The organism is Nosocomiicoccus ampullae (assembly GCF_001696685.1).
Taxonomy (GTDB): Bacteria; Bacillota; Bacilli; order Staphylococcales; family Salinicoccaceae; genus Nosocomiicoccus; species Nosocomiicoccus ampullae_A.
In genome coordinates this window covers 88,113-114,138 of sequence record NZ_MBFG01000001.1, presented here as the reverse complement: position 1 = coordinate 114,138, position 26,026 = coordinate 88,113, and the positions used below count along the sequence as shown (strand labels likewise).

23 protein-coding genes are annotated in these 26,026 nt (G+C 36.4%); 9 read left to right on the top strand and 14 right to left on the bottom strand.

Features of this window, described 5'->3' with window-relative positions; all coding sequences use genetic code 11:
• Positions 1-555, top strand: a complete 555-nt coding sequence (gene def / locus BBS29_RS00545; protein ID WP_068128020.1) for a peptide deformylase — start codon at positions 1-3, stop codon at positions 553-555.
• On the opposite strand, the gene BBS29_RS00540 is transcribed toward def, so the two are convergent.
• The gene (locus BBS29_RS00540; protein WP_068128018.1) at positions 552-818 is read right to left on the bottom strand and encodes a hypothetical protein; all 267 of its coding nucleotides are present in this window, start codon (positions 816-818) and stop codon (positions 552-554) included. The genes def and BBS29_RS00540 overlap by 4 nt on opposite strands.
• 248 nt (positions 819-1,066) lie before the next feature.
• On the opposite strand from BBS29_RS00540, the gene BBS29_RS00535 reads away from it, so the two are divergent.
• Both BBS29_RS00535 and rnjA read left to right on the top strand, forming a co-directional pair.
• Positions 1,067-1,282, top strand: coding sequence for an RNA polymerase epsilon subunit (locus tag BBS29_RS00535; protein WP_068128017.1), 216 nt, complete (start codon positions 1,067-1,069; stop codon positions 1,280-1,282).
• A complete protein-coding gene (gene rnjA / locus BBS29_RS00530) occupies positions 1,282-2,967 on the top strand; it encodes a ribonuclease J1 (RefSeq protein WP_068128014.1) in 1,686 nt (561 codons plus the stop codon). The genes BBS29_RS00535 and rnjA overlap by 1 nt, the downstream gene beginning before the upstream one ends.
• 41 nt (positions 2,968-3,008) lie before the next feature.
• Here rnjA and BBS29_RS00525 read toward each other — a convergent pair whose 3' ends face one another.
• The 9 genes from BBS29_RS00525 to purD form a co-directional block, all read right to left on the bottom strand.
• The gene (locus BBS29_RS00525) at positions 3,009-3,671 is read right to left on the bottom strand and encodes a potassium channel family protein (protein WP_068128012.1); all 663 of its coding nucleotides are present in this window, start codon (positions 3,669-3,671) and stop codon (positions 3,009-3,011) included.
• 3 nt (positions 3,672-3,674) lie between these two features.
• Entirely contained in the window at positions 3,675-4,688 is a 1,014-nt protein-coding gene (locus BBS29_RS00520; protein WP_068128007.1) for a cytochrome d ubiquinol oxidase subunit II, read from the bottom strand.
• Positions 4,688-6,052, bottom strand: coding sequence for a cytochrome ubiquinol oxidase subunit I (locus BBS29_RS00515; RefSeq protein WP_068128003.1), 1,365 nt, complete (start codon positions 6,050-6,052; stop codon positions 4,688-4,690). Before BBS29_RS00515 ends, BBS29_RS00520 begins: the two co-directional genes overlap by 1 nt.
• A gap of 109 nt (positions 6,053-6,161) precedes the next feature.
• Entirely contained in the window at positions 6,162-7,850 is a 1,689-nt protein-coding gene (gene ptsP / locus BBS29_RS00510) for a phosphoenolpyruvate--protein phosphotransferase (RefSeq protein WP_068128001.1), read from the bottom strand.
• The gene (locus BBS29_RS00505; protein ID WP_068127998.1) at positions 7,843-8,115 is read right to left on the bottom strand and encodes a phosphocarrier protein HPr; all 273 of its coding nucleotides are present in this window, start codon (positions 8,113-8,115) and stop codon (positions 7,843-7,845) included. The genes ptsP and BBS29_RS00505 overlap by 8 nt, the downstream gene beginning before the upstream one ends.
• An 89-nt stretch (positions 8,116-8,204) precedes the next feature.
• A complete protein-coding gene (locus BBS29_RS00500) occupies positions 8,205-8,642 on the bottom strand; it encodes a hypothetical protein (protein ID WP_068127995.1) in 438 nt (145 codons plus the stop codon).
• 15 nt (positions 8,643-8,657) lie between these two features.
• The gene (gene hutG, locus BBS29_RS00495) at positions 8,658-9,542 is read right to left on the bottom strand and encodes a formimidoylglutamase (RefSeq protein WP_068127990.1); all 885 of its coding nucleotides are present in this window, start codon (positions 9,540-9,542) and stop codon (positions 8,658-8,660) included.
• On the bottom strand, positions 9,535-10,782 hold the full coding sequence (gene auxA / locus BBS29_RS00490) for a lipoteichoic acid stability factor AuxA (protein ID WP_068127988.1): 1,248 nt from the start codon (positions 10,780-10,782) through the stop codon (positions 9,535-9,537). Before auxA ends, hutG begins: the two co-directional genes overlap by 8 nt.
• A 63-nt stretch (positions 10,783-10,845) precedes the next feature.
• On the bottom strand, positions 10,846-12,141 hold the full coding sequence (purD, locus tag BBS29_RS00485) for a phosphoribosylamine--glycine ligase (protein ID WP_068127985.1): 1,296 nt from the start codon (positions 12,139-12,141) through the stop codon (positions 10,846-10,848).
• Between the two features lie 154 nt (positions 12,142-12,295).
• Between purD and folD the strand changes: the two genes are divergently transcribed.
• Together folD and BBS29_RS00475 are read left to right on the top strand one after the other, a co-directional pair.
• The gene (gene folD / locus BBS29_RS00480) at positions 12,296-13,147 is read left to right on the top strand and encodes a bifunctional methylenetetrahydrofolate dehydrogenase/methenyltetrahydrofolate cyclohydrolase FolD (protein ID WP_040929293.1); all 852 of its coding nucleotides are present in this window, start codon (positions 12,296-12,298) and stop codon (positions 13,145-13,147) included.
• A gap of 868 nt (positions 13,148-14,015) precedes the next feature.
• Positions 14,016-14,663: an immunoglobulin-like domain-containing protein gene (locus tag BBS29_RS00475; RefSeq protein ID WP_068127983.1), complete on the top strand. Its 648-nt coding sequence runs from the start codon at positions 14,016-14,018 to the stop codon at positions 14,661-14,663.
• A gap of 87 nt (positions 14,664-14,750) precedes the next feature.
• Here the strand turns inward: BBS29_RS00475 and BBS29_RS00470 are convergent, their stop codons facing one another.
• The 4 genes from BBS29_RS00470 to BBS29_RS00455 all read right to left on the bottom strand — a co-directional run bounded on the left by BBS29_RS00470 (position 14,751) and on the right by BBS29_RS00455 (position 21,189).
• Positions 14,751-15,263 (bottom strand): type 1 glutamine amidotransferase domain-containing protein, encoded by a 513-nt coding sequence (locus BBS29_RS00470; RefSeq protein ID WP_068127980.1) that lies wholly within the window; start codon positions 15,261-15,263, stop codon positions 14,751-14,753.
• Between the two features lie 62 nt (positions 15,264-15,325).
• Positions 15,326-17,104, bottom strand: a complete 1,779-nt coding sequence (locus BBS29_RS00465; protein WP_068127977.1) for an SLC13 family permease — start codon at positions 17,102-17,104, stop codon at positions 15,326-15,328.
• Positions 17,105-17,204: 100 nt separating this feature from the next.
• A complete protein-coding gene (locus BBS29_RS00460; RefSeq protein WP_068127973.1) occupies positions 17,205-20,345 on the bottom strand; it encodes an efflux RND transporter permease subunit in 3,141 nt (1,046 codons plus the stop codon).
• Positions 20,346-20,430: 85 nt separating this feature from the next.
• Complete coding sequence (locus BBS29_RS00455; protein ID WP_068127970.1) at positions 20,431-21,189, bottom strand: RsiV family protein; 759 nt, start codon at positions 21,187-21,189, stop codon at positions 20,431-20,433.
• A gap of 169 nt (positions 21,190-21,358) precedes the next feature.
• Here BBS29_RS00455 and BBS29_RS00450 point away from each other — a divergent pair, with 169 nt between their 5' ends.
• Genes BBS29_RS00450 through BBS29_RS00435 form a run of 4 tightly spaced genes read left to right on the top strand, consistent with a single transcriptional unit; the run spans position 21,359 to position 25,993 of the window.
• Positions 21,359-22,075, top strand: a complete 717-nt coding sequence (locus BBS29_RS00450) for a D-ribitol-5-phosphate cytidylyltransferase (protein WP_068127968.1) — start codon at positions 21,359-21,361, stop codon at positions 22,073-22,075.
• The gene (locus tag BBS29_RS00445; protein ID WP_068127965.1) at positions 22,068-23,093 is read left to right on the top strand and encodes a ribitol-5-phosphate dehydrogenase; all 1,026 of its coding nucleotides are present in this window, start codon (positions 22,068-22,070) and stop codon (positions 23,091-23,093) included. The genes BBS29_RS00450 and BBS29_RS00445 overlap by 8 nt, the downstream gene beginning before the upstream one ends.
• Positions 23,094-23,110: 17 nt before the next feature.
• The gene (locus BBS29_RS00440) at positions 23,111-24,814 is read left to right on the top strand and encodes a CDP-glycerol glycerophosphotransferase family protein (RefSeq protein ID WP_068127962.1); all 1,704 of its coding nucleotides are present in this window, start codon (positions 23,111-23,113) and stop codon (positions 24,812-24,814) included.
• A gap of 36 nt (positions 24,815-24,850) precedes the next feature.
• Entirely contained in the window at positions 24,851-25,993 is a 1,143-nt protein-coding gene (locus tag BBS29_RS00435; RefSeq protein WP_068127960.1) for a glycosyltransferase family 2 protein, read from the top strand.
• Positions 25,994-26,026: the final 33 nt, after the last annotated feature.

Genomic DNA, 26,026 nt, shown 5'->3' with positions numbered 1-26,026 from the left:
ATGCTTACAATGGATGATATTGTTAGAGATGGACATCCAATATTAAGAACAAAAGTAAAAGAAGTCACTGAAATTGACGAAGAGACAAAACGTCAATTACGTGAAATGCGTGAGTATTTAGTAATGTCACAAGATGAAAAAACCGCTCAAAAATATAATTTAAGAGCAGGTGTTGGACTTGCAGCACCGCAAGTGAATATCGATAAACGTATGATCGCGATTTACATTACAGATGAAATGAACGAACCAGTGTATGATTATATGCTCATTAATCCGAAATTAGTGAGTCACTCTGTACAAGAGACATATCTTCCAGGTGGAGAAGGATGTTTAAGTGTCGATGAAGATATCGACGGAATCGTCCACCGCTATAAACGTTTTAGAGTATCTGCATTAGATATTGACGGCAATAAAATTGAAATTAAAGCAAAAGGATTACTTGCAATCGTCCTTCAACACGAGATGGACCACTTAAACGGTGTGATGTTCTATGACCATATCGATCAAGAAAATCCAAACGAGCCGCATGAAGGTGCAGTACCATTTGAAGATTAAATAAAATCGTCATTTCTAGTGACGTAACGAATTCCTTTATCGTTTAAAATATCGATGAGTTGTTCGTACGTCTCTTCGTTTAAAATAAGTGGATCTGCCTCATGTGGTATAAAGTGATGTTCGTACGTATTTGAAGTCACATAATCATAAATTAAATTCATAATGTACATGTCATTTCTTACGTTAAACTCTATGAAATCGACGCGTTTATCTTCACGCGCCATCTCACGGCGAATCGTATCGTAAATTTGTAAAGCATCCATTGCCTTACCCCCTTTATTATTATTATAAAGTCTTTGCAACACATTCGTCTATGAGGTAGAATAAACTTAAGTATAAAGGTACGAATTGTGTTTATGAAAATGAGCACAAATTGACATGTTCAATAACATCTAAAAGCCGAAATGGCAGTTGGCAACTTAGTATAAAAGGATATCTATCCGGTTGAAGATGTGCTTTCATGAACGAGCACATCTTATTTTTTATAAAACATTTAAGGAGTTTATTTGAAATGGAAATTTTTAAAGTATTTTATCAAAATCATAAAACGCAACGTATTATTCGTGAAGAAACAAAATCAATGTACGTTGAAGCAGAAAATTTAGAACAAGTAAGAAAGTATTTCGGTGACAAAGAAGTCACTTTAGAGCACATTGAAGCGTTAACTCCCGATCATTTAGCATACGAAAAAGAACATAACGAAGACTTTGAGGTTACGAAACTATAATGACTCAAACATCCAAAGTAAAAGTGTTCGCCCTAGGTGGACTTGGGGAGATCGGGAAAAACACTTACTGTGTGGAATACAAAGACGAAATTATTATTATTGACGCGGGGATTAAATTCCCAAGTGACGATGAACTTGGCGTTGACTACGTCATACCGGATTATACGTATTTAAAAGAAAACGAACATAAAATCAAAGCTCTCGTCGTCACACATGGTCACGAAGACCATATCGGTGGAATTCCATTTTTATTAAAAGAGATTTCAGTGCCTATATACTCTGGCCCACTAGCACTTGGCCTTATTCAAAACAAATTAGAAGAACATAAGTTAATGCACTGTACATCATTAAATCCAATTACTGAGTCAGACGTGTTAAAGTTTGAACATATGTCAGTAGAATTTTACTTAACGACGCACTCTATACCTGAAGCGTACGGTGTCGTTGTAAAAACACCTGAAGGTAACATCGTCCATACGGGTGACTTTAAGTTTGACTTTACACCGGTTGGAGAGCCTGCGAACATTACAAAAATGGCCAATTTAGGTGAAGAAGGCGTACTTTTACTTCTATCAGACTCAACGAACGCGACTGTACCAAATTTCACAATGAGTGAAAAAGAAGTCGGTCAAAACGTTGAAGATATTTTTAGACAATGCTCCGGTCGTATTATATTTGCGACATTTGCATCTAACATTTATAGAGTTCAACAAGCAATCGATGCTGCTGTAAAATTCAACCGTAAAATTGTCGTTTTCGGAAGAAGTATGGAAAACAACATTAAAATCGGTCAAGAACTCGGTTATATTAAAGCGCCAGTAGACACATTCATAGAAGCAAAAGAAATTAACCGTTACGAAAAACACCAAATTATGATCCTTTGTACAGGATCTCAAGGTGAACCGATGGCAGCATTGTCTCGTATCGCAAACGGTACACATAGACAAATTTCAATCATTCCAGATGATACAGTCGTCTTTAGTAGCTCACCTATTCCTGGGAACACGATGAGTGTCAATAAAACAATTAATGCTCTTTATAAAGCAGGTGCAGACGTAATTCATGGACCGTTGTCAAACATCCATACGTCTGGACACGGCTCACAAGAAGAACAAAAACTAATGCTTAGACTCATTCGCCCAGAGTACTTTATGCCTATTCACGGTGAATACCGTATGCAAAAAATCCATAAAGAACTCGGTATCGACACAGGTGTCGATAAAGATAAAATCTTCTTAATGGAAAATGGTGACGTCTTATCTATCGATAGAAACGGTGCAGAGATTTCAGGAAAAGTACCAGCTGGAACAGTATTTGTAGACGGTATCGGAATTGGAGATATCGGAAATATCGTACTACGTGACCGTAAAGAACTTTCAGAAGAAGGTCTAGCAGTCGTCGTCGTATCTATCGACTTTAAAACACAGACACTACTTTCAGGTCCAGACATTATTTCTCGAGGATTTGTGTATATGAGAGAATCATTTAGACTGATACGTAGTGCAGAAAAACGTCTAAAAGAATCTATCGAAGAATTATTAGAAGAAGACAACGTCGAATGGTTTAACGTCAAACAACTCATCATTCAAGACTTATCGAATTACTTATACAAAAAAACACATCGTAAACCGATGATTTTACCAATGATTATGAGAGTTAACGACGAGACGTTAGAAGATAAATAAAAACTTGAAAATACCCGTTACTTAATTGTAACGGGTATTTTTTAGTTGTCCCCCATCACTATTTCAAAGTGTGAGAGATCTTCATCGCTTGCAATTAATATTAAAATATCGTCTTCAAGAATTGGCGTGTGCGAATCTGGCGACACGATAATGTGCTCATGTCGTTTAATGGCTAATACGGATACTCCAAATTTATTTCTAAAGTCTAACTCATCTAGCGTACGATTTGTAAAAGCTTCAACTGCTTTAAATTCTACGATTGAGTGGTTATCTGAAATTTCGAGTATATCGAGAGTATGTGTCGATACGAGTCGGTGTGCAAGTAATCGCCCGATATCTCTTTCAGGGTGAATCACAGCATCTGCACCGATTTTTTCTAACACTCTACCGTGATAATCATTTTGAGCTTTAACCGTCACTTTTTCGCATCCGAGGTCTTTTAATATAAGTGTCGTTAAAATACTGCCTTGAATACTCTCACCAATCGCAACGATGACGTGGTCGAAGTTAGTAATACCTACACTTTTTAAGACGTTTTCATCCATCGTATTACCGATCACCGCTTCAGTGACAAGATCCTTATATTCGTTAATAACCGCTTCATCTTTGTCAATCGCAAGAACGTTCACATTTAACTTTTGTAATTCTTTAACGATACTCGAACCGAATCTTCCGAGTCCGATTACCGCAAATTCTTTTTTCATAACTTACTCCTTACCTTGTACGTAATCTTTGTCGAATAAGAATAATCTCATTAATATTATAAGACTTGGAATAAGTAATAGTAAACCTAAAACGAACACAATGACGAGTGCGATGGCCATCGAGTCGTTAACGACCGCATCGAGTTTTATAAACGGATATAAAATATAAGGTAATTTACTAATTCCATATCCGAAAAATGCGAACGCAAACTGTAACATCACCATAACAAACGCGACACCGTAATTTTTCTTTTTATAAACTAAGTAAGCCGCGATTGCCATAAATACAATACTACATAAGAAGAAGTACCAATAGTTTTGTGTGGCATTGTCAAAGTGCTCTCTATTCGTTGCGCGAAGCTCTAGGAACACAAATTGAGAAATGACGAGCATTGGAATTGTCCATGTTAAAAACCATGTACGTGTTAACTCTACTGCTTGCTTTGCTTTTGCACGATTCGAATAGAAAAGTAAAAAACCACTCGAAATATATAACACAGAAATGACTGCTAAAAATACGACCGACCACGTATACCCGCTAAAAAATAGTTCTACATAGTCTAAATCAAGTCCAGCAGCAGTTTCTTCTATAAAACCACCTTCTGCTATGACTAATGCGACTGAAAGCGACGCTGGGATAAATAACCCTGTTACACCGTATAAAAACGTCCAAACCATATTCGTTCCTTGTGAATATTGGTTAAAAGCATAATAACTTCCGCGAATCGCTAACATGATTAACGAAATGGACGCTGGAATCAACAATACCGTACCGAAATAGTATGCCGAGTCCGGGAAAAATCCGACGATCCCAACGAAGAAGAATACGAAGAATACGTTTGTGACTTCCCATACAGGATTTAAATAGCGGTTAATAATCGGTGTAATAATATTATCTTGATTCGTTAATTTTGCATAGAAGTTATAAAACCCTGCACCAAAGTCAATCGATGCAATGACGACGTATCCGTATAAAAACGTCCAAAGTACTGTAATACCTAGTGTTGCAAAATCCATTAGAATCGACCTCCAGTCTCATCTAAACTTTCAGTACCATAATATTGAATTTGGCTATCTTTTGCTGATTTATCTTTAAACATACGCGTTAACACGAGAATAGTCGTCGTTACTAATACGAAGTATAAAACACCGAATAGGATTAGCGTTAACCCTAAACCACTCGCCTCGGTGATCGCTTCACTGACGCGCATATATCCACGTACCATCCATGGCTGACGACCAAGTTCAGCTGTAAACCAACCCGCTTCAATTGCTAAAAATGATAACGGACCGGTTAAGACATATATATACAACATCAACTTACTGTGTAGTAACTCCGGTTTTAACCATTTTAAGATAAAGTATAAAAGACTCGCTCCGAATCCAAACATTCCAAAGAATACCATGACGTCAAAGAAATAGTGAATGACAAGTGGTGGCCATTCATCTTTAGGGATATCGTTTAACCCTGTCACTTCAGTACTCGGTTTCCAGTCCGATAAAATACTTAACGCGCTCGGAATTCTGAGTGCACCTTTCACTTCTTGGTTTTCTTCATCGAGTACACCAAATAAAATTAAATCCGCGTTACTTTCTGTTTCAAAGTGCCACTCCATTGCAGCAAGTTTTTCTGGTTGATGATTATGTAAATACTTTGCAGATAAATCTCCTGCGAGTAAAGTGAGTCCAGACATAATTAAACCAATGACCATCATCACTTTTAAGCCTTTTTTGTGATACTCACGATCTTCATCGAATTTAGACTTTAATAAGTTAAACGCTGCGATCGTCACCATAATAAACGCTGCTGTCATATACGCTGTAACGAGTACGTGGAACACTCGTTCTGGCATCGACGGGTTAAACATCGCTTTTAAAGGATCGACATTTTTTAACACACCGTCAACGATTTTAAAGCCTGCTGGAGAGTTCATAAAGCTATTTACCATCGTAATAAACACCGCGGAAATTCCTGCACCAAGTACGACTGGAATTGTTAAATACCAGTGGTGCCAGCGATTTTTAAATCGATCCCACGTATATAAGTAAATACCTAAAAATATCGCTTCAAAGAAAAACGCAAATGTTTCCATGAATAGTGGTAACGCAATAATATGACCGGCAAGTTGCATAAACTGTGGCCATATTAATGATAATTGAAGACCGATAATTGTACCGGTAACAACACCTACGGCAACAGTGACTGTGTATCCCATCGCAATTCTACGTGCCATCGTTAAGTAGTGATAATCATTCTTTTTAATGCCTAGAAATTCCAGTACCATAATGAGTAACGGAATTCCTACTCCTACTGTCGCATACAGAATATGTACACCTAACGTTAAACCAGTCAATATTCGACCAATTAAAACATCTTCCATACTTTTCCTCCTCTATTATTAACACTTCTTGTATCTAGTATAGTACACATGTTCAGACTTTCACAAAAGATTCATAATTAAAATCAAAAAATCCTAAATACGAGTGTATTTAGGTTGATTTATCGAGTTTGCGTGCGATAGACAGCAGTTCTTCTTCTGTTTCAATTTGTGCGAGTAAAGGACGCAGTCTTTGCAGCTGTTTAATTTTTAACTGTGAAATACGAGTTTTCACTTCTACCATTTTATTAGGATCGATACTAATATGACGAATACCAAGTCCAAGTAATATCGGTAATGCTTCTAAATTTTGGCCGAGCACACCGCATATTGACACAGGGATATCGTATTTTTTCCCGCTCATAACGACGTTACGAATCACTTTAAAAATACTAGGATGCATCGATTGAGCGAGTAAATCAAAGTTCGGGCTCGTACGGTCAAACGCAAGTAAAAACTGTGTTAAATCGTTCGTTCCGATACTTAAAAAATCCGCATGTTTAGCGAAACTATCGACGTGTATTGCTGCAGCCGGTGTTTCAATCATCGCACCGAGATCGATTTTGTCTGTCATTCGTAAATGAATTTTTTCTTCATTTAAGATGTTTTTAATCCATAAAAACTCTTCGACGGACGTGACCATCGGCACCATAATTTTAACCGTACCAAATCGACTCGCACGAATGATCGCACGGATTTGTTGACGAAGTGTACGTTCATGTAGTTTTAAAAATCTTACTCCACGGGTACCGAGTGCTGGGTTGACTTCATCGAGCAACTCTTCAGGATGATAAGGTAAAAACTTATCCCCACCGATATCGAGTAATCGAAACGTCACGTCATCTAGTGCTTTTACGACGGATTCATAAACTCTATTTTCATCTGTCTCTTTTGGGAAATCATTGTGACTCATATACATGAATTCCGTGCGCATTAACCCCGCGCCATCAGCTTTATATTGAATGGCTTCTTCTACGGATGACTGAACAGAAACGTTAGCAGATACACGGATTTTTACGTGATCTTTTGAATACGTATCTTTCGTCAGTTCGATTTGTTCATTGTTTTCTTTCATAAGAAAAATTGCTTCTAGTTCTTCTTTTGTCGGAGAGAAATTAATGACACCGTCCGCGCTGTTTAAAATCGCATAATGGCTGTCCTCTGCGTAACTTAAAACGTCACCGACGTTAAATAACGCAGGGATTCCCTTTGACATTAAGAGTAAGCCTGTGTGAGAATGTTTTGCACCGGATTCTAACACGACGCCTTTAATATACTTTTTATCGAGACTTGCCGTAATAGACGGTGGCAATTCTTTTGCAACGATAATCGTATCAGAATTTAGTTGTGAAAAGTCTACACGTGGCGTATCTAAAAGATTTGCAATAATACGTTCTGTTAAGTCAATGACGTCGTTACGACGTGCACGTAAATACGCATCTTCAATTGCATTAAATGATTCCGTCAGTGCTTCTTTTACAAAGTTAACCGCGTATTCTGCCGTCTTCCCTTTGTTAATAACATCTCGAATATCCTCGATAAAGTACGGATCTTCGAGCATCATAATTTGTGCTTCTAATATCGCTTCATCACCTAAAGAAATAGAGAACTCCCTATTATCTTGAATAACACGAAGTTCTCTTTTAGATGTCTCTATTGCGATATCGAGTCTTTGATGCTCTCTCCAAATAGAAGCAGCGTCTACCTCGTTCTTGTTAATATCAAAGTTGACGTCTCTTATGACGACAACTTTTCCACTAACGATTCCTGGTTCAACTGTAATACCTGTGAGTTTACTCATCACCTATCAGACCTTCATGAACTAATGTGTTTTGAATTGCTTCAAGCGCTTCTGTTTCATCATCACCGTCTGCGTGAATCGTAATTTCAGCACCCTTGCCAACACCAAGTGACATGACGCCCATGATAGACTTTAAGTTTACTTTTTTACTGTTATATTCTAAGTCAATGTTTGCTTTAAACTTCGTTGCTGTTTGCACAAGTTTTGTCGCAGGTCTCGCATGAATACCTGTTTCATCGACAATAGAAAAAGTCTTTTGTTGCATAATCTCTCTCCTTTACAAGTCGTTTAAACATCTGAATTAAACTAATTGTACACGATTTCATAAAAAAATTCATCTGAGACTTTAATTTTTTATTTTTTTAATTGTTGAACGACAAAATCGATATGGTTGTCACCGAGTTTTTTCATTAAGAAGTAACTCACTGCACCGTTTACACTATGCGTAACAATTTTAGAAACTGCAAGCGACGGTTTATTATTCTTTTTAGAGATTACTTTTAAAATTGCTTTTGTAGAAAACTTAGATACGACGTCACCGACTCCACTTGAGAACATAATCATAATACGTGTTTTTATAGAGTCTGCATTATTTTCGATTTCTTCTTTCGTCACACCGAATACTTCGTTAATTTCGTCTTCAATTTCTGTCATATATTTAACGTCTGTTCCTAAATCGAGTAAAGGGACAGGTAAAGCTGCTGCAATTCCAGATTTAATTGCTTTCTTTTTAACGAGTTCACGTGCGATTTCTATTTTTTCATTTAATAATTGTTCACTATATTCGTACATGTAAATTCCTCCATGTTATTTATTCTTCTCTGTGAGTAATGTTAACACAATGAATGCAGCTAAACTTGAAGTACGCTCATTGATATCAAGTGGTGGTGATACTTCTGAAACGTCAAATGACGTTAAATTGTTTAACGTTCCGAAATATTTCACTGTCGAAACGACTTCTTCAGCAGTAAATCCGTTTGGTGACGGCGCACTCGTTCCAGGTGCCACTCCTTCTTGAACGCTATCCATACATAGCGTCATGAAGACGTGATCATAGTTTTCGAGTTCTCCCTTAATTGTGTCAAGTAGTGATTCGTTTTGTCGTACTTCGTCGAGCGTCCAGTATTTCACACCGAATTCATCTGCAGTTTCAAATAATGTTAACGTGTTTCCGAGTTGTTGTATTCCGATGACGTAATAATCGATATTGTCGTCTTCAGAAAGCATTTCATAAAACATCGTGCCGGAACTTTTACGTTCTTTTCTAAGATCAAAGTGGGCATCTAAATTTAAAACGGCAATTTTTTCTTCTTTAAACGCATCTCTTACGCCTAGGTAATGCCCGTAAACTGTTTCGTGACCGCCACCTAAGATTACAGTGAAGTTATCATTTTGAAGAAGTTTTGATACGACATTCCCGAGTTGTTGTTGGGACGCTTCTAAATCTTCGGTACCCTCAATACTACCAATGTCATAAACATCATTCATGTACGCCATTGACGACATTCTCTCACGAATTTTAGTCGGTGCTTCTTTCGCACCGACTCTTCCTTTATTTCGTTTCACACCTTCGTCAGACATAAATCCGACGATGACGTCTGACTTTGTTTCATTCGTATACGACTGAACGACTTGGTGGAAACGTTCTTTACGATCTGAATCAATGCGACCTGTATATTCGTGTTTAATCATTTCTCTCACCTCTAAATGTTTTAAATATACTCATTAAAAGAAGTGGCGTTGTCAGTAACACGAGCGAGATATTCAAAGGTAATATAAAAATGCTTAACTCGACATCTCTAAATAATGTTATAAAGAGACTCGTCGTTACTTTTAGCCATAAAGCGACGATGATAATCATTTGTCTGTTGTATGCTTTATCTTTTAACGTATTAAGCACTGTAAATAAAATATACAGTACCGCAAGCAGAAACGTTAACGCTAAGTTAAACCACTCGTACATATATTTTACATTTGAAATTTTAAATAGCCCTTCAAATACGACGTTGTTACGGTTGTTAAACTCTAAAAAGATAACGATTAACGTCAAGAATCCAAAGACGAGTTCAAAGTAATTCACTTTTACCCAGCGGATCGGCTTAATTTCAAAAAAGTTATAAAAAGCGTTAATTACTTTGTCACGCACACGGTATACAGCATGCATAAACGTAAAGTATTTGTTGACGTCTACGTTTAACTTAATTTTACGTCTCGCGTGAACACGTGACATTTCTCGTTCTTCATCTTTCACTGGTCGTTTTAAAATGTTTTCTGATTTAGATAAAAAGACACCGACTGATAGTGTGAGTAATGCGAGTGTCCACGTCATCGTGTAGTACATGTTGATCGATAATACGTCTGTTGGACGAAGCCCAGAATCGATATTAGAGTACACGCTATTTTGCGTAACAAAATAAGCCACACTGTAAAAGAATAAAATGACTAAATATTGTGCTTTACGATATATTTTATCGAAATACTCATTAAAGACGTTATAAATCATATGTACACTAAACGCGAGTAAAAATAAAATACTGCTCCATCCGTATACGTGTGACATTAAAAATGTCGACCATAAAAACATGACAAACGTTAAACTAAAAAAGAATACGATAAAACGACGGTCGTAAGCTGTCGTTCTATTCATTACTTTCGCAAACTTAAACATCAGTAGTCCGAGTCCGACAAGGACAACGCCTGACAGTAACGTAATCAGTATAGAATGCTGAAACACAATACCTAAAATATTTTTAAGCTCTATAAAAAATATATTGATAAAATCAAATACGTTTTTAATCTTTTCCCCGGAAATATCTTGTTTATTTGTAATACTTTTAAAGTTAATTAATATAAACAATCCTTGTATAAGAAAAAATACGCCAAGTAGCGTACAAGCGATTGTCTCTTTGTGGTCATTAAATCGTTTATACATGACTTCACCTCTTTAAATATTATACAGAAAAGAGACGTGTAAATCATCAAATTAAAAGACGAGCTACTGCTCGCCTTTCTCTTTACTGCTATTTAATGCACGGTGACCGATATCTTCTCGGTAGTAAAAATCTCCGTCATTGTATTTGATTTGTTTCATGTGTTTATATACTTTGTTTAACGCTTCTTCGATTGTATTACCGTGGTTACACACCATGAGGACGCGTCCTTTACTTGATATATAACTGCCATCTTCTTTTTGAGATAGCCCACTAATATACATATGCTCTTTTAAAGATTCAGGGAAATCTAACTCGAGACCGACGTTTTCTTTATATGGATAGTCTTTTGTCGCAAGTACAGCACCTGCCATAAAGCCTTTTTTCCACTTCATTTCAAAAGACTCTTTACGTTTTAACTTTTCAAGCATATTTAAAAAGTCGTTTTCTAACATACTCATTAACACTTGTGCTTCCGGGTCACCAAAACGTGCGTTATACTCTAACACTTTTACGCCGTCTTTTGTATGCATCGCTCCTAAAAATAGGACCCCGAAGTATTTCATCCCCTCTTTAACCATCGCGTCAACTGTAGGTTTTACAAGTGTATCAATCGCTTCTTGGCGTACTGAATCGTCAAGGTGTGTGATTGGAGCATATGCTCCCATACCGTTTGTATTCGGTCCGACTCCACGCTTATACGCAGATTTATGGTCTTGAGCGATAATTTCAAACGGATGAAATACATCTTCATTGACGAGTACCATTAACGAAAACTCTTCTCCGTCTAAATATTCTTCGATAATAATCGGCTCGATTTTAGGTGTGTCTTCTCCTTTAAATTGAGCGATATAATCGAGTGCTTCATACGCTTCATCTTGTGACTGTGCGACGACAACTTTCGTGTTGTCACCGAGTCCATCATGTTTAATAACGATTGGATATTCAGATTCTGTTAAATAGTTTTTTGCTTCGTTGTAGTTTGTAAATATTTTATAATCCGCAGTTGGGATATTGTATTTATTAAGTAATTGCTTCGTAAATATTTTAGAAGTTTCTATTTGAGCCTCGTGTTTACGTGGGCCAAAAACAGTTAAACCGTACTCATCGATTAAAAAGTCTGCTAAACCTTTTTCGAGTGGTTCTGGCGGTCCGATAATGACCCAGTCGATTTGTCTTTCGATACAAATACCTGCAATTGCATCAAAGTCATTTGGGTCTACTCTATACATCACTTCACAAATATCATTCATGCCAGCATTACCAGGTATTGCAATGATTTTATCTGCAGCCTTAGAGTCTGCTAACATTTTTACGATCGCATGTTCTCTTCCGCCGCTACCTATAACTGCTACATTCATTTTACATTCTCCTAAATTACCTGTTGTACTTCTATTATACAAAAAACGCTTTCACTTTGAAAATAATAGGTTGTTTTTTATCGACCTTTGTTTAGTAGAATTTTTTGAAAAAATTTGTAATAATAACAGTAACACGAATATAGGGGGATATTTCATGACAGCAGAATTATTAGACGGTCGCGAGATCGCGAAAGATTACCGAGCAGGTTTACAAGAACAAGTTGAAGCATTAAAAGAAAAAGGAATTACACCAAACTTAACAGTCGTTATCGTTGGTAACGATGGTGCTTCATTATCATATGTAAAATCTAAAAATAAAGCCGCAGAAAAAATCGGTATGTCGTCAGGTATTATTCACTTAGAAGAAGACGCAACAGAAGAAGAAGTACTAGACACAGTTCGTCGCCTAAATGAAGACGACAACGTACACGGTATTTTAGTTCAAGTACCACTTCCAAAACAAGTAGATGAAAACAAAGTCCTCGAAGCAATCGCTCCGGAGAAAGATGTCGATGGATTTAGTCCAGTAAACATCGGACGAATGTACACAGAACAAGAAACGTTCATTCCATGTACACCACTTGGAATTATGGAGTTATTAAAACATACAGGATCACTCGAAGGAAAAGAAGTTGCAGTAATTGGACGTTCACATATCGTCGGACAACCAGTTTCTAAACTATTAACAAACGAAAACGCAACAGTCACACTGATGCACTCACGCACAAAAAACATGGTCGAAAAATTAAAAGACTATGACGTCGTAGTATCAGCAGTAGGAAAACCAGGACTCGTTCACGGAAAAGACCTTAAAGAAGGCGCAATCGTGATTGACGTAGGAAACACAGTCGTCGACGGAAAACTCGTCGGAGACGTCGATTTCGAATCTGCAAAAGAAGTCGCTAGCTACATCACACCAGTACCAGGCGGTGTTGGCCCACTTACGATCACAATGGTATTAAACAACGCACTCATCGCAGCAAAACGCTTAAACAATGTAGAGTAAAAAAATGTCCAGCACTCTGCTGGACTTTTTTATGGAAGTGACCCCACTGTTAATGTGACGCCACTGTGTGTCGCGTCAGTGGGTGGTTTTTCTCTTGGTAATAGTGAGGCAGCGTGGTTGTTGGTGTGTTTTTACTCTTTAAAGGGGTTTGGTGTTTTTCTTCGGATTTTATTTAACATATTTCGCCTCGACGGCGACGTTTTTGTTAATTATAAATTTTTATCTAACAAATTCCGGTGCTGCGATCCGATTTTTGTTAATTATCTTGATATATTTAACAGATTAGCAGTTTTTTTGTAAATAAGGGAGGCTCTGAAGGGTCTTTATCCTCTTAAAAGATAAAAATACTCTTTCCGCCCATTTTATTTAACAAAAAAATCGCGATTTTGTTAGATATCGTGGTTTATTTAACATATTTCGCCTCAACACCACTGTTTTTGTTAATTATAAATTTTTATTTAACAAATCCCAGCATTACAACCCGTTTTTTGTTAATTATCTTGATATATCTAACAGATCAGCTGATTTTTTGTAAATAAGAGATGCACAGAAGGTTCTTTATCCTTTAAAAAGATAAAAATACCCATCCAGCCTATTTTATATAACAGAAATATCGCGATTTTGTTAGATATCCGAATATATTTAACATATTTCGCTTCGACGCCACTGCTTTTGTTAATTAAAACTTTTTATTTAACAAATCCCAGCGCTGTGAGCCGGTTTTTGTTAATTATCCCAACATATCTAACAAAAACAAGCAAATTCTGTTAAATAAACGAAGCAAGCCACACCTTCACTCAAGTTGATGCTTTTTTCTTTTCAGATTTCATAGTAAACTATTATTAAGATGTTTGAAGGAGAAATTTGTATGAAAACTGCTTTAATTAAAATTATGATTGGTATTTTACCGACTGCTTTTTCTGCTGATGCATTAGAGCATGCTACGATAGAAGATAATAGCGATAATTCTGTTCAAATTGATAAACTAATCGAGGACTACGACGGCAACTATCCGACGATTTACAACATCGGTGAAGTGAATGTTCAAGTCGGTGATAGCTTTGATCCGCTCGCTGGTGTGTACGCAATTGATTCTAAAGATGATTTAACTTCTGACATTGAAGTATCTGGTGACGTTGATACGAATACTGAGGGTCAGTACGTATTAAATTATAAAGTAACAGCTGAAGACGGGTCATGGTATGAAAACTCTAGACTCGTTACTGTGTCACAAGAGCCGTCGACTGAACTTCCTAAGTCACCTTCAAAAAGTAAAGAAGGTCCACGCGTCACATTTAAAAACGTGAAAGACGTGACAGTTTCTCAAGGCGAGTCGTTTGATCCTAAAAAAGATATCACTGTCATCGACACAGACGGCCATGATATTACGGAAGATGTCTACATCGTTGGAGATGAAGTAAACACTGACAAGCCAGGAGAGTACTATATCGCTTATACAGTCATCGACCGCTTCGGTAAGCCGAACGCGAAAGCCATTACGGTGACTGTCGAATAAAACACTCCCGACAAAACACCACAACACAACAAATACTCAATACACAAAAAAGGGTGAGACGCATTTACTACGTCTCACCTTTTAAATTTATTTAAGAGCTTCTTCGATTGCTTTTGTGAAATCATCGAAGTCATCTGGTGTACGGCTCGTCACTAAGTTGTTGTCGACGATGACTGATTTGTCTTCCCAGTCTGCACCAGCGTTAATTAAGTCAGTTTTAACGTTTTTAACTGACGTTAAATTTCTGCCTTTTAATAATCCTGTGTCGATTAAAAACTGTGGTCCGTGGCAAATTGCAAACACTGGCTTATCTGCTTCTAAGAAATGTTTTGCAAATTTTGCTGGTCTATCTTCAGCGTCTCCACGTAAAACGTCTGGTGAGAATCCACCTGGTACGAGAAGTGCTGCGTAGTCTTCAGCATTTGCATCGGCTACTGAAACATCCGCTTCAAATTTTCCGCCTTGCTTACCTTCAACTACTTTACCTTCTGGTGATACGACTTCTACTTCGTATCCTGCTTCTAAAATTGTATCTTTTGGTACTGTGTACTCACTATCTTCTACTAAATCTGTCATTAATACTGCAACTTTTTTAGTCATAAAATAACTGCCTCCTAAATCGTTGTAGTACATATATAACCGAATTTACATACACTTAAACATTAAAACCATAAAAGATAAACCGTCGTGACTGTAATAATCATCGTAATAATCGATAGCGGAACTCCGACTTTAATATAATCGGTAAACTTATATCCCCCTGGCCCGTAGACGATTAAGTTTGTCTGGTAACCAATAGGTGTGATAAAACTACTGCTCGCAGCGATCGTAATCGCAATTACAAATCCAAGATAATGCGTGTTCATCATTTCCGCGACTTCAACAGCAATCGGGAACATAATTACAGCAGCAGCACTATTCGTAATCAGCTCTGTAAATATATTTGTAATCAGATAAAGTGCAGCGAGTAGCGCGAGTACTCCAATTGGTTTAGCGAACATTACGATATGCTCTGCGACAAACGTTGCGAGTCCGCTATTCGTAATTGCTTTACCGACTCCAAATGCACTTCCTATTAACAGTATGACGTCAAACTGAATCGAAGTCATCGCATCTCTTGGAGATATAATTTTAAACACGAATAGTATAACGACCATAACAAGCATCGCCTTTAACATCGATAAAATACCAGCAACGACTAATCCGATCATAATACCGAGTAATAATAGAACACCAAATCCTTGACGTTTATTTTGCATAAACTTATCTGGCGGTGTTAAGTTACTCACGATATAAAAGTCATCGCTATACTTATTAACATCTAAAAACGATTCGTCCGCAAGTAATAGTAACGTATCCCCTGCTTTTAAGACGATATCTCCAACTTTTGAGTTGATACGTTTATTGTTACGGTGAATCGCGATAACCCCAGCTTGATAACGCGTTTTAAATCGCGATGTTTTTAGTGTCTTATTTAGAAGAATCGAACGGTGTGAAACGACCGCTTCAATCAGTACGGCCCCTTCAGTTTGAAGGTCTTCAAGCGTGAGTTCACTACCTGTTCTTAACTTTAATCCTTTGACGTCCTTTATATCTCCAATCGCGTCTAGCGTCGCACTAAATATAATACGGTCTCCAGCTTGAATATACGAATGGGCGTTCACTTCAGGGAGTGGTCTTTTATCCCTAATAATTTCAATGATATAAATCCCTTTTATCGCATGTTTTGTCACGTCAATAATCGAATGATTACAATACTCAAAGTCTTCACTTATCTCAGCTTCTGCTAAAAATTCTTTTGCCTCACTTTGAATTTTTTCAGTCGCAGTTAAATGCTCTGGCAGTAACTTGTAACCAACTGTCACGATATAAATAAGTCCGAAAATTAAAATCACAATACCGACAGGTGCAAGCTGAAAGAAACTATACCCGTCTTTACCACTAGAGATTAACAACCCGTGGATAATTAAGTTCGTCGACGTACCAATTAACGTGAGCGTACCACCGATAATCGTAATATAAGAGAGCGGGATTAAAAACTTCGACGGACTAAAGCCACGTTTTAACGCCCAGTCTTTAACAATCGGCGTGAGTGCTAATACGATCGGTGTATTATTTAAAAATCCTGACGACACACCGACTGGCGGTAAAAGTTTTAATAATGCGCCTCTTGGCGTCGTTTTATCGCCGAGTAATTTGTAGACGACTCCTTCTATAATGCCGTGCTTTTCAATCGCACTCGCGACGACAAATAATAGTAATATCGTCATTAAACCTTCGTTACTAAAACCGCTAAGTGCGTCTTCAGTCGAAATGACATTCGTCATTAAAAATATTACTAAAAATAAAAATACGACAAAGTCAGCTCGGCTTACTTCAAACAGTAATAACGTAAGCATAACAACGACCATGCCGAGTACAAACAGCATTTCTAATGTCATAGGCATCTTCCTTAAAAAGATTGATTACTTATATGATGCCGTATTTTATAAAAAAATAAACCACTTGATAAGTTTACCAAGTGGTTTAATAACACATATGTTAATTTTTAACGAATTTGTGTTTAATATTCATCAGCACTTCATATACAATCGGTACAACGATTAACGTCAGTAACGTAGACGATACGAGTCCGCCGATTACAGTAATACCGAGTGCTCTTGAAATTAATATCGATGAATCTCCACCGAAAATAAGTGGCGTTAACGCACCGATCGTTGCGAGTGCTGTCATTAGGATTGGACGGACACGTGTCGATGCCGCTTCAAGTAATGCATCTCGCGTTGAAAGTCCTCTTTCTTCCATATGAATGACTCGGTCGATTAATACGATTGCATTTGTAACTACAATACCGATCAGCATGAGTAATCCAATGAGTGCTGGTACGGATAACGTCTCACCTGAAATGAGTAATGCGATAATTACCCCAGTAATTGTAAATGGTAGACTAAATAATATTGAGAACGGTGCAATTCCACCGTGGAATGTTAACACGAGAACGACATATACGATAAGAATCGCGGCTAACATCGCAAGGCCAAGTTGCTGAAAGCTTTCTTCAATATCATCGTTCGTTCCACCAACTTCAACTGTAACACCGTCTTCTACTTCTAGTTTATTCACTTCTTGAATGACTTCAGATGTAACAGTACCGACGTCATTTGATAATATTTTACCGCTCACTGTCGCGTACATATCTCCGTTTAAACGTTTAATTGTATCTTGAGTATCTCCAGTTTCAATCGTAGTAAACTCACTATACTTCACGTCTTTACCGAGTGGAGATTTAATCGTATTATTTTTTAAATCGTCTTCTGTCCAGTTCTCTTTTTTATCGTGCTTTAAGATGACTTCTTGTGTTTTACCTACTTCACCGACTTCAGTCACGACTTGTTTCGGTTCGTATTGGTTTAACTCCATCGCGATTTGACCTGCAGTTAACCCGAGTTTTGCTGCCTTTTCTTGGTCAACGACGATACGATACTCTGTATACGAATCACTGACATCGGATTTGACATTAGATAATTCTTTGTGCTCACTTAAAACAGCTTCTACTTCTTCAGATGCTGCTTTAATTTTATCGAAGTCTGTACCTTTAATTGTTACTTTGACTTCGTTAGACGCACCACCTGTTGCGACATCGATACTCGACCACGTACCTTTATGGTCAAATTGTTCGAGTTTTTCTAACACTTTTGCAGATTCTTCTTCGAAGTTCTCTGTATCAGATTTATACTCGACCATCATCGCCATATCATTCGATGCGACTGGGTTAAATGGATTATCTCCTCCAGCAGAATATTGAATGTTCGTCACGTCACTATTTTTCTTAAGTTCTTGTTCAGCCTCCTCACCATGTTTCACGACTTCTTCGATCGTTTCACCTGGTGACGGTTTATATGTGAGTGCTAAAAACTTATCTTCACCTGTTGAAATAAAGCTCGTTCCAACAAATGGTGTTAACGCTAAACTTCCAACAAAAATGACAACAAGGACGATGCTAGAAATCACTTTGTGTGATAGTGTCCACTCTAAAATCTTTCTATAGCTATCTGCGATACGGTTTTTCTTATGATGTGGTTTGACTTTCACACCTTTTCTAAAGAAGAAGTGCGCAAGCATCGGTACAATCGTGATTGCAATTAAAAGTGACGCAAGTAGTGCAAATACGACTGTTAACGCGAACGGTTTAAAGATCTGACCGACTTCACCCGTAATAAATGCAAGTGGTACGAATACGACAATCGTTACAATTGTCGACGACATAATCGGGATAAACATTTGTTTTGTCGCAGCTGTAATCAGTTCACGACCCTGCAACGTTTCATCCTCTTTCGTAAGTCTTCGGTATATGTTTTCTATAACGACGATCGAGTCATCGATGACACGCCCAATTGCGACAGTCATTGCACCGAGTGTCATGATGTTAATCGAAACGTCGAGTTGTTTTAAAATAACAAATGCCATTAAAATCGACATTGGAATCGACACGACAGAAATTAACGTCGACTTAAAGTCTCTTAAGAAGAGTAAAATAACGATTACTGCAAAAGCTGCTCCGAGGAGTGCTTTTTCGAACATCGTTTTAATTGAATCTTCAATCGGCTTTGCTTGGTCCATCATTAAAACTGCGTCGATATCTTTGTTATCTTTTAAAAACGTATCGACTGTTTCTTTAATTTCATTCGCAACTGCTACTGTGTTCGCATCGTTAGATTTTACAACTTGTATCGCAAGCGAGTCTTTACCATTTGTTTTAGAAATAGACTCTCTTTCTGATACCGTATTAATTTCTGCAACGTCTTTTAATTTAACTGTTTTCAGTCCTGCATCTAACGCTTTTTGTTCCATTTCTTTTTGGAATTCTTCACGCTCAGCGTCACTCATTGCAGCAAGTTTCATTTTCGTTTCATCGTCAATTTCAGGTGCTTCAGGTTCTCCAGCTGGTATGTTTAACTCTTTTAACTCCTCTACCGTATTAAAACGACCATCGATTAAAATAGAACGGAGTTCATCGTCAAACGTATATAATCCGAGCGGGAAATCATTTGACGTTCCCGAAATAAATTGTAAGACATCATCTTCTTTTAAATCATGCTTTTTTAATGCTGCTTCATCGAAAGAAAGCTCGACTCTTTCGATTTGTTGACCTGAAAATGACGCACTTGATACGCCTTCGACTCCTTCAATTTCAGGTATTAAATCTTCTTCTAAACGCTGTGTTAAATCTTTAAGATCATTGTCTTTTTCGGTAAATGAATAACTGATAATTGGGAATGTATACATCGAAATCGTATCTATACTAGATGACTCCACACCGTCTGGTAAATCTAATTCATCAATTATCGTTTCGACTTCGTCAGTCGCCTTATCCATATCCGTACCGTAATCATAAATCACAGTGATTGCAGACGCATTTTGCAGCGACTGACTTTGAATATCTTCGACACCTTCCATCGATTTTACACGTGACTCTATTTTTTCTGTCACGTCATTTAATACCGTCTCTGGCGTCGCACCTGGATACGGTGTTGTGATTGTCAGCACTGGCGAGTCGATGTCCGGTAACATTTCCATCTTCATTTTTGAAGCGGAATACACTCCACCAAGCGTGATGATAATCGTCATTAATACGATCGCGAGTTTGTTTTTAATCGAGAAATCTACAATTCTTTTTACCACATTTGCACCTCTTTATTTATTTCAATATGTATTTCTAATTGATAAAAAGCCAAAGGGCAACGTTACGATATCCCCTTGGCAAATGTTAGTCTTCATTCGTCGGTATCAATTCACCTTCAACGACTGCTTTAATTGTCGGCTCTAAAAATTCGATGACGTCTCTAAACGGTATTTCTACTTTTGGTGTTCCCATCGCACTACTTCCAATTTCGTTTTGATCATAGTGGAACTGTACGACGTCTCCTTTAAAGTCAACATTCGAAAACGTCTTTGAAATATCCATCGTTCGATCTTCTAATTTTTTCGCGTCATAATACGGTGCATACGCCGGATTATCACGAATCGCCTGATCTAATCGTTTAAATAACGCCTCTCGTGATGATTGACCGATGTTAAACAAGTTGTCGCTTATAACCGCTTCACCACTCGCGGTATTCACTACAAGTACACCGTGAATCGAGTATTCCGTATCTTTAGAAAGCTTAACAACTCTCGTAATGTTAAACATGTAAATATCGCCTCTAACATCATGTGCGTTAAAAACAATCTTTAACGATGAATCCATATGCTCATCATCATCTTTAACAATATCTATGAAATCATCGAACTCCTTATTACGTGCACCTTCGATCTTTTTATCGATACGTTCCACACCAAAATGTGGGTAGTGAATTTCAACGTTATAATCATTCGCAACAAATTTCAAGTCATCAAAATCTTGATTATTTGAATGTTCCTTATATACAACACCATGTTTTAACTTAACAGGCTCATTCGTACTCGAACATCCAGCAAGAATAAAAGCAAAAATCATGAACAGTGAAAAGAGGCCAAAACGCTTCATATAAATGCCTCCAATGTTGTTTATATTATAATTGTAGCAAAGCCACGATGAAATTAAAAAGAATATCGACTCATGTTTTTAGTAATTGTTTGGTCATTTTTGAATTCACAAATAATATAGTGTAAAATTTTAGTAAATCATCGAAATAAATAAGTGGAAGGTGTTATTTATGATTTACGCTGGTATATTAGCTGGAGGAATTGGATCAAGAATGGGGAATGTTCCTCTCCCAAAACAATTTTTAGATTTAAATGATAAACCAATTATTATCCATACAGTGGAGAAGTTTATTTTAGAAAATGATTTTAATAAAATTATTATTGCAACTCCTGAAAAATGGATCGGACATACAAATGATATTCTCTCTAAACATAATATCAACTCAGATAAAGTAATCGTAATAAAAGGTGGAGAAGATCGTAATGAAACGATTATGAACATCTTAGACTACATCGATGAACATCACGGTACAAATGATGACGATATTATCGTAACTCATGATGCGGTAAGACCATTTTTAACACATCGCATTATTAAAGAAAATATTCAATTAGCAAAAGAATATGGTGCTGTAGACACGGTTATAAGTGCGATTGATACCATAGTGACTTCAACAGATGGTAAAACAATTTCAAGCATCCCTGTCAGAGATCATATGTATCAAGGTCAAACTCCACAATCTTTTAACATAAAGTTATTAAAAGAAAAATACAGTTCACTTTCAGAAGAACAGAAAAACATTTTAACTGATGCTTGTAAAATTATTGTCGAACAAGGTGGAGAAGTTCGCTTAGTAGACGGTGAATTATTTAACATTAAAGTCACAACACCATACGACTTAAAAGTTGCGAATTCAATTATTAAGGGTGGTATAGCAGATGATTAATCAAATTTATCAGTTAGTATCTCCTAGACAGTTTGAAGTAACTTATACAAATAAAGATATTAACTCAAATAAAGTGGTTGTAAGACCAACATATTTATCTATATGTGCTGCAGACCAACGTTATTACACAGGTACACGTGGCGAACAAGCAATGAGAGAAAAGCTACCAATGGCTTTAATTCATGAAGGTGTTGGAGAAGTTGTTTATGATAGTAAGGGGCAATTTAAAGTCGGCACAAAAGTATTAATGGTCCCTAACACTCCAACAGAAGTGGATGAAGTAATTGCAGAAAACTACTTAAAATCTAGCAAGTTCAGATCTAGTGGTTATGACGGTTTTATGCAAGACTATGTCTTTTTAGATCACGATCGTGCTATTGTTTTACCTGACGAAATGGACTTCAGTACTGTTTCTTATTCTGAATTAGTTTCAGTAAGCATACACGCAATCGATCGCTTTAAAAGAAAATCTATTTCAAATACATCAAGTTTCGGAATTTGGGGAGATGGCAACCTTGGTTATATAACTGCCATTTTACTCAGAAAAATATATCCCGATGCTAAAATTTACGTGTTCGGGAAAACGGAGTATAAGTTAAGCTACTTTTCATTTGTCGACAAGACTTTTTATATAGATGAAATCCCTGAGGATTTAACTTTTGATCATGCATTTGAATGCGTCGGAGGACGTGGTAGTCAAAGCGCAATTGATCAAATCATTGATCATATAAATCCTGAAGGCTCAATAGCATTGTTAGGTGTTAGTGAGCATCCTGTCGAAATAAATACAAGAATGGTATTAGAACGTGGACTTACACTCATCGGTAGTAGTCGTAGTGGTGCAAAAGACTTTCAAGCAGTTGCTGATATTTATCGACAGCATCCAGATATTGTAGATAAACTATCATTATTAAAAGGAAAAGAATTTACAGTTCGCACAATTGATGACGTTACAGCTGCTTTTGAAGCAGATCTATCAACATCATGGGGTAAAACAGTCATGAAATGGGAAATCTAAATTAACGAGGTATAAACATGAAAGAACGCAAGGTTGTAATTGAAAATATTAGATGGGAACGCGTGCAATTCTTTATAGAAGGACGCTTCTTAGATGGAGATTTTTCATCTCCAGAATTCTATTTAAGAAATCTAGATGAATCGAAAGTAATGACTGCCAATGAGGTCAACATCGAGGGGGATAAGTTCTCTGCACGATTTTCTTTATCTAACATAAATAATGGTAATTACTTACCAGAAGATGATTATTTAATAGTCGTTGAAGATGAATATACGTACATTGCTCAAACTTCAGAGACACTTCTAGATGCTTCAAAACTTGAACTGACAAATGACGAACAAGAAACATTAAATGAGATTATAGAATTAGGCGATGAGAATACTATTCATAATTTTGTCTTATCATATTATGGAAAAGAGTTTAAACGAAGTGGAACTTCAAAAAGTACAGTTTATACTGTAACTCCAATGTTATCTACAGAAGTCAACGAGTTCTTACTTTCAATATCTTTTAAACAACCAAAAGAAAAATTGGATTTCTATGAAGCAACAATGAAAAGTATTCGTAGAAATTATAATAAAACATCATTCTCAATCAGGGATTTTATATTCCATCTCATCTTTAACTGGTCAAAATATAGAAACAAAAATAATACGAAAGATGTATTATTTACATCAGACTCAAGAGCAGAAATGTCTGGAAATTTCGAATATATTTTTAGAGAGATGATTCGACAAGATAAAGATAAGGAGTATAATATTCACCAACAATTTAAACGCCATATAACGGATCGAAGAAACTTTTTTGACAAGTTTAAATTCCCCTACCTACTGGGTAAATCTAAATACATCTTTGTGGATGACTTTCATCCAATGATATATAGAGTCAATTTTAGAAAAGATCAGGAAATCATCCAAGTATGGCATGCGGTCGGTACATTTAAAACATTTGGCTATAGTAGAGTTGGTAAATCAGGTGGTAATTTCTTTAATACGCGTTCTCATAGAAACTATACAAAAGTATATGTTTCCGCAGAGAATGATATTCCATATTATGCTGAAGCATTTGGTATTAAAGAATCTAATGTCATTCCAACTGGAGTTCCAAGAACGGACATATTCTTTAATGATAAATATGAGAAAAAAGTAACGAAGGAATTATATTCTATTTACCCACAAATTAAAGATAAACAAGTGATTCTTTTTGCACCTACTTTTAGAGGTAATGGTCATAATTCTGCTTATTATCCGTTCTTTAAAATAGATTTCGCAAAATTAGCGAAATACTGTGAAGAATCAAACTCAGTCGTACTGTTTAAAATGCATCCATTTGTAAGAAACAAACTAAAATTCCCTATGAAATACAATAAGTATTTCATCGATATATCAAGCTACAGGGAAGTAAATAACATTTTATTTATTACAGACATTTTAATCAGTGATTATTCGTCATTAGTATATGAGTTCTCTTTATTCAAGAAGCCAATGCTGTTTTATGCATATGACTTAGAAGATTACGTTTCTAAAAGAGACTTTTACGAAACTTATACAGACTTCGTACCAGGAAAAATTGTACAAGATTTCGATGAGCTGATTACATCTCTATATAACAAAGATTTCGAGGAAGAAAAAATTACTAACTTTATAAATAAACACTTCAAATATACAGATGGTCGATCAAGTGAGCGTCTTGTTAATGACGTGTTTAATAAAGAAAAGTAATGACACCTCATACCCTAAAGCTATCAAGGAGATCTTATGAAAAAAGTTAGTTTCTGTATTCCTGTATACAATCGAGTAAATAAAATTGACAAATGCATTCTATCATTAATCAACCAGACTGAGCCTGAAGAAAATTATGAAATTATAGTTGTTGATGACTGTTCTACAGATGGAACATTCGAAAAAGTTAAAAGCATTTTTGAAGAAGAAGAATTCAAAAACTATAAGCTGTTAAAACTTGATGAGAACTCTGGTAATGCTAGTATTCCAAGAAACACAGCAGCTGAACACGCTGAAGGAGAATATTTGTTTTTTGTAGATTCTGATGACTTTGTTGCAAAAGAGCTAGTAACTCACCTATATGATTTTGCTAAAACAAACAATTCAGATATCATCTACCCTAAGTATGTGAAAGGCAATGAAGATAACATCAAAGGTAACGTACCGAGATCATTTGCCAAGCATGGATCATTAGGTAATGCAGATATTATCGAGAATAATATGCTAACTGCCTTATCCGTACTTAAAGCTTTTAAAAGATCAGAGTGGGATCGGTTAAATTTAAAATTTGACAAAGATGTCTTGATTGGCGAAGACATGCTCGTGACAGCACGATTTCTTTTTAACACAAAAGTTCATAGTATATTAGCTGATCAGCCTTATTATTATATCGTACATCATACAGATGACCGGTTAACCTCAAGTAAGCAGTCTAAAAACAGGACGTTTGAAAATTATAAAGAAATCTTAAATATAATTTATGATGGTGAACTTGGTGACCAAGAGTTTAAAGATCGTGCTGCTGCTGCTTTTGTAGATAGAATAATGAATTTTGGTATTGGAAACACACTTAATTATTTAATCCATATCCATAAGACAAAAGTCCACAATGACTGGCTAGAACTGTTTGCTGACTTGTTCAATAGCTCTTTCCCAGAAAGGGCCGAAGAATATGTAAACGATCGCTTTTATAACCGATTAAGGGCTTATCGTCAAAAAGATGGTAATGCTGTACTATTAGCGTATAAAGCTGAATTGCAACAATTAAAAATAGATGAATTAGAAAGAAAAATAAATGCATTAACAAAAAAAGATAATTCATTTATAAACCGAAACAAAAAGAGAGTAAAACGTAAATTAAAAAGCGTCGCAAAAAAAGTGTATTATAAAATAAAATAATAAATGCCCTTCTGTATATTTTTAAAAATACAG

Coding starts and splice junctions, on each gene's coding strand:
- BBS29_RS00470 (WP_068127980.1), bottom strand. CDS start 15,263: ATGACTAAAAAAGTTGCAGTATTAATGACAGATTTAGTAGAAGATAGT.
- BBS29_RS00435 (WP_068127960.1), top strand. CDS start 24,851: ATGAAAAAAGTTAGTTTCTGTATTCCTGTATACAATCGAGTAAATAAA.
- def (WP_068128020.1), top strand. CDS start 1: ATGCTTACAATGGATGATATTGTTAGAGATGGACATCCAATATTAAGA.
- BBS29_RS00505 (WP_068127998.1), bottom strand. CDS start 8,115: ATGCAACAAAAGACTTTTTCTATTGTCGATGAAACAGGTATTCATGCG.
- BBS29_RS00475 (WP_068127983.1), top strand. CDS start 14,016: ATGAAAACTGCTTTAATTAAAATTATGATTGGTATTTTACCGACTGCT.
- hutG (WP_068127990.1), bottom strand. CDS start 9,542: ATGATTAAACACGAATATACAGGTCGCATTGATTCAGATCGTAAAGAA.
- BBS29_RS00525 (WP_068128012.1), bottom strand. CDS start 3,671: ATGAAAAAAGAATTTGCGGTAATCGGACTCGGAAGATTCGGTTCGAGT.
- BBS29_RS00440 (WP_068127962.1), top strand. CDS start 23,111: ATGAAAGAACGCAAGGTTGTAATTGAAAATATTAGATGGGAACGCGTG.
- BBS29_RS00450 (WP_068127968.1), top strand. CDS start 21,359: ATGATTTACGCTGGTATATTAGCTGGAGGAATTGGATCAAGAATGGGG.
- purD (WP_068127985.1), bottom strand. CDS start 12,141: ATGAATGTAGCAGTTATAGGTAGCGGCGGAAGAGAACATGCGATCGTA.
- ptsP (WP_068128001.1), bottom strand. CDS start 7,850: ATGAGTAAACTCACAGGTATTACAGTTGAACCAGGAATCGTTAGTGGA.
- folD (WP_040929293.1), top strand. CDS start 12,296: ATGACAGCAGAATTATTAGACGGTCGCGAGATCGCGAAAGATTACCGA.
- auxA (WP_068127988.1), bottom strand. CDS start 10,782: ATGTATAAACGATTTAATGACCACAAAGAGACAATCGCTTGTACGCTA.
- BBS29_RS00540 (WP_068128018.1), bottom strand. CDS start 818: ATGGATGCTTTACAAATTTACGATACGATTCGCCGTGAGATGGCGCGT.
- BBS29_RS00455 (WP_068127970.1), bottom strand. CDS start 21,189: ATGAAGCGTTTTGGCCTCTTTTCACTGTTCATGATTTTTGCTTTTATT.
- BBS29_RS00535 (WP_068128017.1), top strand. CDS start 1,067: ATGGAAATTTTTAAAGTATTTTATCAAAATCATAAAACGCAACGTATT.
- BBS29_RS00465 (WP_068127977.1), bottom strand. CDS start 17,104: ATGACATTAGAAATGCTGTTTGTACTCGGCATGGTCGTTGTTATGCTT.
- BBS29_RS00445 (WP_068127965.1), top strand. CDS start 22,068: ATGATTAATCAAATTTATCAGTTAGTATCTCCTAGACAGTTTGAAGTA.
- BBS29_RS00515 (WP_068128003.1), bottom strand. CDS start 6,052: ATGGAAGATGTTTTAATTGGTCGAATATTGACTGGTTTAACGTTAGGT.
- BBS29_RS00520 (WP_068128007.1), bottom strand. CDS start 4,688: ATGGATTTTGCAACACTAGGTATTACAGTACTTTGGACGTTTTTATAC.
- BBS29_RS00500 (WP_068127995.1), bottom strand. CDS start 8,642: ATGTACGAATATAGTGAACAATTATTAAATGAAAAAATAGAAATCGCA.
- rnjA (WP_068128014.1), top strand. CDS start 1,282: ATGACTCAAACATCCAAAGTAAAAGTGTTCGCCCTAGGTGGACTTGGG.